General features: G+C 75.0%; 5 protein-coding genes and 2 pseudogenes. 3 read left to right on the forward strand and 4 right to left on the reverse strand.

Annotated features, from left to right (window positions below):
- Together cobN and lnt are read left to right on the forward strand one after the other, a co-directional pair.
- On the forward strand, positions 1 to 2,650 hold a 2,650-nt coding region (gene cobN / locus VR45_RS13580; protein ID WP_045939986.1), incomplete at its 5' end, for a cobaltochelatase subunit CobN.
- Positions 2,651 to 2,740: 90 nt separating this feature from the next.
- Positions 2,741 to 4,213: pseudogene (gene lnt / locus VR45_RS48600) on the forward strand (apolipoprotein N-acyltransferase); the annotation flags it as partial.
- A 169-nt stretch (positions 4,214 to 4,382) separates the two neighbouring features.
- On the opposite strand, the gene VR45_RS44025 reads toward lnt, so the two are convergent.
- From VR45_RS44025 to gdhA, 3 genes are all read right to left on the reverse strand, one after another.
- Positions 4,383 to 5,291: an NADP-dependent oxidoreductase gene (locus VR45_RS44025; protein WP_053644453.1), complete on the reverse strand. Its 909-nt coding sequence runs from the start codon at positions 5,289 to 5,291 to the stop codon at positions 4,383 to 4,385.
- Between the two features lie 169 nt (positions 5,292 to 5,460).
- Positions 5,461 to 6,333, reverse strand: a complete 873-nt coding sequence (locus VR45_RS13600) for an AraC family transcriptional regulator (protein ID WP_045939989.1) — start codon at positions 6,331 to 6,333, stop codon at positions 5,461 to 5,463.
- A 112-nt stretch (positions 6,334 to 6,445) separates the two neighbouring features.
- Positions 6,446 to 7,825 (reverse strand): NADP-specific glutamate dehydrogenase, encoded by a 1,380-nt coding sequence (gene gdhA, locus VR45_RS13605; RefSeq protein WP_045939990.1) that lies wholly within the window; start codon positions 7,823 to 7,825, stop codon positions 6,446 to 6,448.
- 319 nt (positions 7,826 to 8,144) lie between these two features.
- Here gdhA and ribA point away from each other — a divergent pair, with 319 nt between their 5' ends.
- Positions 8,145 to 8,858, forward strand: a complete 714-nt coding sequence (gene ribA / locus VR45_RS13610) for a GTP cyclohydrolase II (protein WP_078896491.1) — start codon at positions 8,145 to 8,147, stop codon at positions 8,856 to 8,858.
- Between the two features lie 41 nt (positions 8,859 to 8,899).
- On the opposite strand, the pseudogene VR45_RS13615 reads toward ribA, so the two are convergent.
- Positions 8,900 to 9,270: pseudogene (locus VR45_RS13615) on the reverse strand (hypothetical protein); the annotation flags it as partial.

Consider the following 9,270-nt stretch of genomic DNA (forward strand, 5'->3'; position numbering starts at 1 on the left):
GCACGTCCCGGCCACCGAGCGCCGGCTCGCGCTGGTGCTGTCCGCCTACCCGACCAAGCACGCGCGGGTCGGCAACGCGGTCGGCCTGGACACCCCGGCCAGCGCCGTCCGGCTGCTGACCGCGCTGCGCGCGGAGGGCATGGACCTCGGGAACGACCTGCCCGGCCTGGACACCGACACCGACGACGGCCACGAGGGCGACGCCCTCATCCACGCGCTGATCGCGGCCGGCGGCTACGACCAGGACTGGCTCACCGAGGACCAGTTGTCCCGCAACCCGGTCCGCATCCCGGCCGCCGACTACCGCCGCTGGTACGCGACCCTGCCCGAGGGCCTGCGCACCCGGGTCGAGGAGCACTGGGGCCCGGCCCCCGGCGAGCTGTACGTCGACCGCTCGCAGAACCCGGACGGCGACATCGTGCTCGCCGGGATCCGCTCCGGGAACCTGCTGGTGCTCATCCAGCCGCCGCGCGGCTTCGGCGAGAACCCGGTCGCGATCTACCACGACCCCGACCTCCCGCCGTCCCACCACTACCTGGCCGCCTACCGCTGGATCGCCGCCGCGCAGTCCGACGGCGGCTTCGGCGCCCACGCCGTCGTCCACCTCGGCAAGCACGGCAACCTGGAGTGGCTGCCCGGCAAGACCGCCGCACTGTCCGACGAGTGCGGCCCGGACGCCGTCCTCGGCGACCTGCCGCTGGTCTACCCCTTCCTGGTCAACGACCCGGGCGAGGGCACCCAGGCCAAGCGCCGCGCCCACGCCACCCTGGTCGACCACCTCGTCCCGCCGATGGCCCGCGCCGACTCCTACGGCGACATCGCCCGCCTGGAGCAGCTGCTCGACGAGCACTCCAACATCGCCGCGATGGACCCGGCCAAGCTGCCCGCGATCCGCGCCCAGATCTGGACCCTGATCCAGGCCGCCCGGCTCGACCACGACCTCGGCCTGGACGAGCGCCCCGAGGACGACGGCTTCGACGACTTCCTGCTGCACGTCGACGGCTGGCTGTGCGAGATCAAGGACGCCCAGATCCGCGACGGCCTGCACGTCCTCGGCCAGGCGCCGGCCGGCACCGACCGGGTCAACATCGTGCTCGCCATCCTGCGCGCCCGGCAGATCTGGGGCGGCGTCAGCGCCCTGCCCGGCCTGCGTGAGGCGCTCGGCCTGGACGAGGCCGCGCTCACCCTCGGCGCCACCGACGCGGCCGAGGCGCAGGCCCGCGCCCTGGTCGAGGCCATGGAGGCGGCCGACTGGGCGCCCGAGGCGGTGGAGAAGGTCGCCGCCGGGCTGCCGGAGGCCGTCCACGAGGTGCTGGCCTTCGCCGCCACCCAGGTGGTGCCGCGGCTCGCCGCGACCACCGACGAGCTGGACGCCGTACTGCACGCGCTCCAGGGCGGCTTCGTCCCGGCCGGCCCGTCCGGCTCGCCGCTGCGCGGACTGGTCAACGTGCTGCCGACCGGCCGCAACTTCTACTCCGTCGACCCCAAGGCCGTGCCCAGCAAGCTCGCCTGGGAGACCGGCCAGGCGCTGGCCGCCTCGCTGATCGACCGCTACCGGGCCGACAACGACGGCACCCACCCGTCCTCGGTGGGCCTGTCGCTGTGGGGCACCAGCGCGATGCGCACCGCCGGCGACGACATCGCCGAGGCGTTCGCGCTGCTCGGCGTCCGCCCGGTCTGGGACGACGCCTCGCGCCGGGTCACCGGCCTGGAGGCGATCCCGCTCGCGGAGCTGGGCCGCCCGCGGATCGACGTCACGCTGCGCATCTCCGGCTTCTTCCGGGACGCCTTCCCGCACGTGGTCGCGCTGCTGGACGACGCCGTCCGGCTGGCCGCCGCCCAGGAGGAGCCGGAGGCGGACAACTTCGTCCGCGCCCACGTGCAGGCGGACCTGGCCGTGCACGGCGACGAGCGCAAGGCCACCACCCGGGTCTTCGGCTCCCGCCCCGGCACCTACGGCGCCGGACTGCTCCAGCTGATCGACAGCCGGGACTGGCGCACCGACGCCGACCTCGCCGAGGTGTACACGGTCTGGGGCGGCTACGCGTACGGGCGCGGGCTGGACGGGCGTCCGGCCCGCGAGGAGATGGAGACCGCGTACAAGCGGATCACCGTCGCCGCGAAGAACACCGACACCCGCGAGCACGACATCGCCGACTCGGACGACTACTTCCAGTACCACGGCGGCATGGTGGCCACCGTGCGCGCGCTCACCGGCAAGGCGCCGACCGCCTACATCGGCGACTCGACCCGCCCGGAGACGGTCCGCACCCGCACCCTGACCGAGGAGGCGGCCCGGGTCTTCCGCGCCCGGGTGGTCAACCCGCGCTGGATCGAGGCGATGCGGCGGCACGGCTACAAGGGCGCCTTCGAGATGGCCGCGACGGTCGACTACCTCTTCGGGTACGACGCCACCACCGGCGTGGTCGCGGACTGGATGTACGAGAAGCTCACCCAGGAGTACGTCCTGGACCCGGTCAACCGGGAGTTCCTGGCCGGCGCCAACCCGTGGGCGCTGCACGGGATCAGCGAGCGGCTGCTGGAGGCGGCGAGCCGCGGGCTGTGGGAGCAGCCGGACCCGGCGCTGATCGAGCAGCTCCAGGCCGCGTTCCTGGAGACCGAGGGGGACCTGGAGGGCGACGAGGGCTGACCGTCCTCGACCGGCCCACCCTCGATCGGTAGGCCGTTCGGGTGATCACGGGGCTGGTGACGGGGCCGCGCCAAGCGGACAATACGGGGCATGCCGCGCCCTCCCCTGCTCACCGGCCCCGCCGGTCCCCCCGGCCCCGCAGCCCCGACGGCCGCCGACGCCGCCCGCCCCGGCCGGACGCTCGCCCGGTACCGGCCCCGGCTGGCGGCGCTGGCCGTCGGGGCGCTGCCCGTGCTCGCCTTCCCGGCCCCCGGGGTGGCGGCGCTGGCCTGGGTCGCGCTGGTCCCCGGCCTGCTGCTGATGCGGGCGGCCCCGGGCGCCCGTGAGGCGGCGGTGCGCGGCTGGTGGTTCGGCGCCGGGTTCATCCTGACCGGGATGTCCTGGCTGACCCGCTCCATCGGTCCCGGACTGCCGCTGCTCGCGGTGGTGTTCGGGGCGCTCCAGGCCGGGGTGGGCGTCGCGGTGTGGCGGCTGCTGCGGCCCCCGCTGACGGTCCGGCGGGCGCTGCTCGCGCCGGTGCTGGTCGCGGCGGTCTGGCTGACCACCGAGTACGCGCGCTCCTGGCACGCCCTGGGCGGGCCGTGGGCGCTGCTCGGCGCCACCCAGTGGCAGCACCCCGCCGTGCTGGCGCTGGCCTCGGCGGGCGGGATCTGGCTGGTCAGCGCGGCGGTGGTGGCGGTCAACACCGCCGTGGCGGTGGCGCTCACCGCCGTCGACCCGCGCCCCCGGGCCGTGGCGGCGCTGTTCGCGGCGGCGGTGCTGGCGGCCGGGCCGCTGCTGTTCGCGCTCCGGTCGGCGCCCCCGGCCGCAGCCTCGGCGGGCGGGTCCGGGCCGGCCGAGGTGCGGATCGCCCTGGTGCAGCCCGGCATCGTGGACGAGCCCGACGCCCGCTTCGAGGCGAGCGCCCGGGCCACCGCCGCGCTGGTCGGGCGGCCGCCGGTGGACCTGGTGGTCTGGGGCGAGTCCAGCACCACCGCCGACCTCGACCGCGACCCGGCGACGCTGGCCCGGCTGCGCGCGCTGTCCGCCGCCACCGGGGCCGAGCTGCTGGCCGGCGAGGACGCCCGGAAGTCGGACGGGCGGATCTCCAAGGACGCCGTGCTGGTGTCCCCGGACGGCGTAATCGACCGGTACCGGAAGATCCGGCTGGTGCCGTTCGGCGAGTACATCCCGCTGCGGCCGCTGCTGGGCTGGGTGGCCGGGGTCAGCCGGGCGGCGGGCGAGAACCGGGCGCCCGGCACCGACCAGCACCTGCTGCCGGCCGTGGACCGGTCCGGCCGCGCGCTGCCGATCGGCACCCTGATCTGCTTCGAGTCGGCGTTCCCCGACATGGCGCGGACGGCCGCCCGGGCGGGGGCCAGGGTCCTCGTCTACCAGTCCTCGACCTCGACCTTCCAGCGGAGCTGGGCGCCCGAGCAGCACGTCTCGCTGGCCGCGATCCGGGCCGCCGAGACCGGCCGGCCGGTCGTCCAGGGCTCGCTCACCGGGGTGTCGGCCGCCTTCGACGCGCAGGGCCGGGAGCTGGCGCGGCTGGGCACCGACGGCACGGGCGCCCTGGTGGTGCGGCTGCCGCTGACGGCGCCGGACGCGGCCACCTGGTACGACCGGGTGGGGGACGTCGTCCCGCTGACGGCCGTGCTGGTCACGGCGGGGGCGGCCGCGGTCGCGNGTCGCGGCGTGGGCCCGATGCCGGTGAGTGACCGGGTGGGGCCCCGGCCGCCCCGGCCCGGCGTCAGCCCACTTCGAGGACCAGCTTGCCGCGGGCGTGCCCCGATTCGACGAGTGCCAGCGCCTCGGCGGCGTGGGCCAGCGGGTAGCGGGCGGAGATGTTCGGGTCCAGCTCCCCGGCGGCCACGAGTTCGGCCAGCGCGGCCAGGGTGCCGGGGGTGGTGGACCGGGTGATGAAACGGCCGCCCAGCTCCTGCGCGGTGACCGGATCGCTGGTGGCGACCAGCCGGGACCGGTCGGCCAGGGTCACCGCGGCGGCCCTGAGGTCGTCCCCGCCGATCAGGTCGAGGATGCCGTCGACGCCGTCCGGCGCGACCGCCCGGATCCGGTCCGCGACGCCCTCGCCGTAGCGGACCGGCACCGCGCCCAGCGACTCGACATAGGCCCGGTTGGAGTCACCGGCCGTGCCGACGACGCGGATCCCCCGGCTGCGGGCGATCTGCGCGGCCGCGCTGCCGACACCGCCGGAGACCCCGAGGATCAGCAGGGTCTGCCCGGCGCCCACACCGATGTCGCGGACGGCGTCGTCGGCGGTCGCGGCCGCCACCGGCAGGGTGGCGGCCAGGTCGAAGCCGACCTTCGCCGGCTTCAGCGCGCTCGACCCGGCCAGCAGCAGCGTCTGTTCGGCGTAGGCACCCGCCGCGACCAGGCCGAACACCTCGTCGCCGGGGGTGAACCCGGTGACGCCGGGGCCGACCCGCTCCACCACTCCGGACGCCTCCGAGCCCATCACGAAGGGCAGTTGGCGCTCCCGGCCGAGCAGGCCCCGGCGGACCTTCCAGTCCACCGGGTTCACCCCGGCCGCCCGGACGGCGACCGCCAACTGCCCCGGGCCGGGCTCCAGTACGGGCCGGTCCAGGAACTCCTGGGTCTCCGGGCCGCCGTAGTCGACGAATCCGAACGCCTTGGCCATTCCCGCTCCACTCTCCCGCTCGACGGCCCCCGCCCCAGCATGCGGGCGGGGGCGGGGGCGGGCCGGTCCTGGTGGGCCGAACGGGCGGGCGGGACGGTCCTGTCACCCGGCCGGGCGGGGCGGTCCTGTCAGCCGGCCGGCCGGGCCAGCGCGTCAGCCGGCCGCCGTGTCAGCCGGCCGAACGCGTCACCGGGATCCAGAGCTCGGCCTCCGCCTCGCCCGCCGCCGCCGCGGCGCCGACCCGCAGGATCTCCGGGCCCGGCCGGAACTCGTACGGATTGGACGGGAACCACTGTGTGAAGACGTCCCGCCACATCTCCTGGAGCGCCTGCGGGAACGGCCCGACGACGCGGAACACCGCCCAGGTGCCGGTCGGGACCTCCCGCACGTCGAGGCCGTCCGGCACCTCGGCGTCCGGCCCGGCCGCCACCGCGTGGTAGTAGTCGAGCGGCACGCCCTGCTCCCGGCTGTCCGAGAAGAACTCGGTGACCGAGAGGATCCCGCGCGGCTCCTGCTCCGAGAGGGCCGTGATCCGCTCCACCTGCTCCGGCCCGATCCCGCGGATGAACTCGGCGATGGCCGGGTTGACCCCCTCGTGCACCAGCGGGACCCTGGCCCTGCGCCCGACGATCCTGAACGCCGGCTTCTCGACGATCCGGTACTCCATACTGCTGCTCCCTTCGACGACGAGCCGGAAGGACATCCGGGGCTGGGAGACGAGCACCGCGCCGCGCTGCCGGGCCTCGCCCGGGCCGACGCCGTGCATCGCCCGGAACGCCCGGGCGAACGCCTCCCCCGAGCCGTAGCCGTAGCGGACCGCGACATCCAGCAGGGTCCGCTCCCCGGCCAGCACTTCGGCCCCCGCGAGGGTCAGCCGCCGGCGCCGGAGGTACTCCGACAGCGGCATGCCGGCCAGGGCCGAGAACAGCCGCCGGAAGTGGTACTCCGAGGTGGTCGCGATCCGCGCGAGCTCGCCCGCGTCGACCGTCCCGTCGAGGTGCTCCTCGATGTACTCCATGGCCTGGTTCAGCCGCTCCAGCATCCGTCCTGCCCCGTCCTTCCGTTCCTGTGCTCCTCACCGTAGGCAGCGGCCACCCGGCCGGACCCGACATCCCGTGCCCGCTCCGGTCGGGTGGCCCGCGACGTGCGGACCGTCAGATCAGGCCCTGCGCCAGCATCGCGTCCGCCACCAGCTCGAAGCCGGCGATGTTGGCGCCCAGGACGTAGTCGCCGGGGCGGCCGTACTTCTCCGCCGTGCTGTGGCAGGAGGCGTGGATGTCGCGCATGATCGCGGCCAGCCGCTCCTCCGTCCGCTCGAAGGACCACGCGTCGCGCGAGGCGTTCTGCTGCATCTCCAGCGCGCTGGTCGCGACCCCGCCGGCGTTGGCGGCCTTGCCGGGACCGAAGGCCACCCCCGCCTCCTGGAACACTCGCACCGCCTCGGGCGTGGCCGGCATGTTGGCGCCCTCGGCGACCGCCCGCACCCCGCCCCGGACCAGGGCCAGCGCGTCCGGCCCGGTCAGCTCGTTCTGGGTCGCGCAGGGCAGCGCCACGTCCACCGGCACGCCCCAGACACCTGTGCCCTCCTGGTACTTGACGTGGCTTCCGCGCCGCTCGGCGTACTCGGTGAGCCGGCCGCGCCGGACCTCCTTGACCTCCTTCAGCAGGTCGAGGTCGATGCCCTTCTCGTCCACCACGAAGCCGGTGGAGTCGGAGGCGGTGACCACGGTCGCCCCGAGCTGCTGGGCCTTCTCGATCGCGTACAGGGCGACGTTCCCGGAGCCGGAGACGGCGACCCGCAGGCCGTCCAGCTCCTCGCCCCGGGCGCGCAGCATCTCGGCGGTGAACAGCACGCAGCCGTAGCCGGTGGCCTCGGTCCTGGCCTGGGAGCCGCCCCAGCCGATGCCCTTGCCGGTCAGCACGCCCGCCTCGTAGCGGTTGGTGATCCGCTTGTACTGGCCGAACAGGTAGCCGATCTCCCGGCCGCCGACGCCGATGTCCCCGGCCGGGACGTCGGTGTGCTCGCCGAGGTGGCGGTAGAGCTCGGTCATGAAGGACTGGCAGAAGCGCATGATCTCGGCGTCCGAGCGGCCCTTGGGATCGAAGTCCGAGCCGCCCTTGCCGCCGCCGATGCCCAGGCCGGTCAGCGCGTTCTTGAAGATCTGCTCGAAGCCGAGGAACTTCACGATCCCGAGGTTCACCGAGGGGTGGAACCGCAGCCCGCCCTTGTACGGGCCGAGCGCGCTGTTGAACTCCACCCGGAAGCCCCGGTTGACGTGCACCCGGCCCCGGTCGTCGGTCCACGGCACCCGGAACATCACCTGCCGCTCGGGCTCCACGATCCGCTCGACGATCCGCGCCTCGACCAGCTCCGGCCGCGCCGCCAGCACCGGTCCGAGCGTCTCCACCACCTCCCGCACGGCCTGGTGGAACTCGGGCTCGCCGGCGTTGCGGCGCAGCACCTCGGCGAGCAGCGACTCGACGGCGGCGTTCTCGGCGGCGTGGGACGCGACGGGCACAGGGGTAGCCGGCATCTTGTGAGCACCTTCCATGGGGTGGTCGGGAGACAGGCGCTCCCCGCCCGGGGAGACGCCGGCGGTCCCCTCGCCATTGAGGGCGTCACGGCGCGCAACAACACCAGCGCGGCGACTCCGGACCGCTCGCAGGCGTCAGTCTCGCACCGCTCCCCCGCGTTTGTCCGCCCCTCTCGGATCGCGGCCGACCTCGGCTTTCGGTTCGTGAGCAGCGCCAACCCTCCGTACACCCCCGGCCGAGCTGTTGTTCAAATTGGAACTACCTAGTACCGTCGGGAGCCGAGTCCCAGGAGAACCGTCCGTCACGGAGGTCCAGCCCATGCCGCAGGTGCAGCTGCCCGAGCAGCAGAACGATTCCCCGCGGGCGCCGTTGGCCGCGGGCGCCCCGCAGACCCCGCACACGCCGCGGGCCGCCGACGGCGCCCGGGTGCGCTCCCGGGTGCGGATTCCGCTGACCTTCCCGGACGGGTACCGGGCCGAGGCGGAGGTGTTCACCTTCCACGGACTGACGGACGGGGCGGAGCACCTCGCGCTGGCCCTCGGCACCGTGCCGGAGGGCGGCACACCGCTGGTGCGGCTGCACTCGGAGTGCCTGACCGGGGACGTGTTCGGCTCCGACCGCTGCGACTGCGGGCCGCAGCTGCGCGAGGCGGTCGAGCGGATCTCCGACGCGGGCGGCTACCTGCTGTACCTGCGGCAGGAGGGGCGCGGCATCGGGCTCTACAACAAGCTCGATGCCTACGCCCTCCAGGACTCCGGTCTCGACACCTACGACGCCAACACGGCGCTCGGACTGCCGGAGGACGGCCGCGACTACACGGCGGCCGCGCAGATGCTCGGGGCGCTCGGGGTCGACGGGATCGAGCTGCTGAGCAACAACCCGGACAAGGACGCCCAGTTGGCCGCCCTGGGCGTCACGGTCGAGCGCCGGGTGCCGACGGGTGTGCACCTGTCCGAGAGCAACGTCCGGTACCTGCGGGCCAAGGTGGAGCGGACGGGGCACTCGATCGAGCTCTCCCGGCTGGTGGGCTGAGCGCTCCCGGTGGGCCGAGCCGGCCGGGCCGGCGGCGCCGCTCAGCGGCTCCCCGCCGGGCCGGCCGCGACCGAGCGGCTGATCCGCCGGGCCGCGAAGCCGGTGCCGCAGACGAAGCGCATCAGCGGCCCGAAGGTGTCGGCGGCGGACAGTCCGGTGAAGTACAGCCCCGGAACGGAGGACTCGAAGCCGGCCGAGAGCCGGGGCGCTCCCCCGTTGCGCCGCTCGATCGTGCCGCGCAGCTCGGCCGACAGGTAGTCGAGCCGCCCGACGTCGACCCGGTAGCCGGTGGCGGCCAGCACGTGGTCCACCTCCAGCTCCGCGGTGGTGCCGCGCAGTCCCAGCCGCACCCCGCCGTCGCCGCCGTCCGAGCCGCCGTCCAGCCCGCCGTCACGTCCGGTCCGCCCGGCCG

Source organism: Streptomyces sp. NRRL S-495, from assembly GCF_000966955.1.
GTDB classification, from domain to species: Bacteria; Actinomycetota; Actinomycetes; order Streptomycetales; family Streptomycetaceae; genus Kitasatospora; species Kitasatospora purpeofusca.

Coding starts and splice junctions, on each gene's coding strand:
- VR45_RS44025 (WP_053644453.1), bottom strand. CDS start 5,291: ATGGCCAAGGCGTTCGGATTCGTCGACTACGGCGGCCCGGAGACCCAG.
- VR45_RS13600 (WP_045939989.1), bottom strand. CDS start 6,333: ATGCTGGAGCGGCTGAACCAGGCCATGGAGTACATCGAGGAGCACCTC.
- gdhA (WP_045939990.1), bottom strand. CDS start 7,825: ATGCCGGCTACCCCTGTGCCCGTCGCGTCCCACGCCGCCGAGAACGCC.
- ribA (WP_078896491.1), top strand. CDS start 8,145: ATGCCGCAGGTGCAGCTGCCCGAGCAGCAGAACGATTCCCCGCGGGCG.